Source organism: Klebsiella sp. TF21-TM, from assembly GCF_019753495.1.
In the GTDB taxonomy this organism is placed as follows: domain Bacteria; phylum Pseudomonadota; class Gammaproteobacteria; order Enterobacterales; family Enterobacteriaceae; genus Klebsiella; species Klebsiella quasipneumoniae.
Genome location: NZ_JAIJYL010000114.1, coordinates 1 through 755, shown reverse-complemented (window position 1 = coordinate 755; position 755 = coordinate 1). Strand labels below are relative to the sequence as shown.

Annotated in this window: 2 tRNA genes and 1 rRNA gene; all 3 read right to left on the bottom strand. The window is 49.9% G+C overall.

Annotated features, from left to right (window positions below):
* Positions 1–369: 369 nt before the first annotated feature.
* Positions 370–445: transfer RNA gene (locus K5R89_RS27165), tRNA-Ala, on the bottom strand.
* Between the two features lie 106 nt (positions 446–551).
* A tRNA-Ile gene (locus tag K5R89_RS27160) sits at positions 552–628 on the bottom strand.
* Between the two features lie 70 nt (positions 629–698).
* A 16S ribosomal RNA gene (locus K5R89_RS27155) occupies positions 699–755 on the bottom strand; the annotation flags it as partial.

Sequence of the window (755 nt, the reverse complement as noted above, 5' to 3'; positions counted from 1 at the left end):
TAGCACGTCCTTCATCGCCTCTGACTGCCAGGGCATCCACCGTGTACGCTTAGTCGCTTAACCTCACAACCCGAAGATGTCTTGTTCTGTCCGGTTCGTTGCGCATCGTGAATCCTGCGTTGTTCCGTACTCGCGATGCTCATGGACATTAAGTCCACTCCGCTCGCTGCGTGCGGTACGCCTTGGCTTCACTTTGCTCACGTCACCTTTTACAGTGCCATCTTCTGATTGCGAAAATTTGAGAGACTCGAACACACTTAAACAGTGTGTCGTTTCAATTTTCAGCTTGATCCAGATTTTTAAAGAGCAAAACTTCGCAGTGCACCTTTTCAGGTTCACTCTGAAGTTTTCTTGTGTTCGCAGTAAAGATGGTGGAGCTATGCGGGATCGAACCGCAGACCTCCTGCGTGCAAAGCAGGCGCTCTCCCAGCTGAGCTATAGCCCCATCGGTGTTATCTCTGTACCGGTAATTTTTCCTGAGACAAGGCGTGGTGAAGCGAAGCATACTGAAGTATGCGAGCTTTGCCACAACGCAGTATTCAGGGAAAATTTGGTAGGCCTGAGTGGACTTGAACCACCGACCTCACCCTTATCAGGGGTGCGCTCTAACCACCTGAGCTACAAGCCTGCAGAGATTATTTACTGCTCTATTTCATCAGACAATCTGTGTGAGCACTACAAAGGCAGGTTCTTTAAGGTAAGGAGGTGATCCAACCGCAGGTTCCCCTACGGTTACCTTGTTACGACTTCACCCC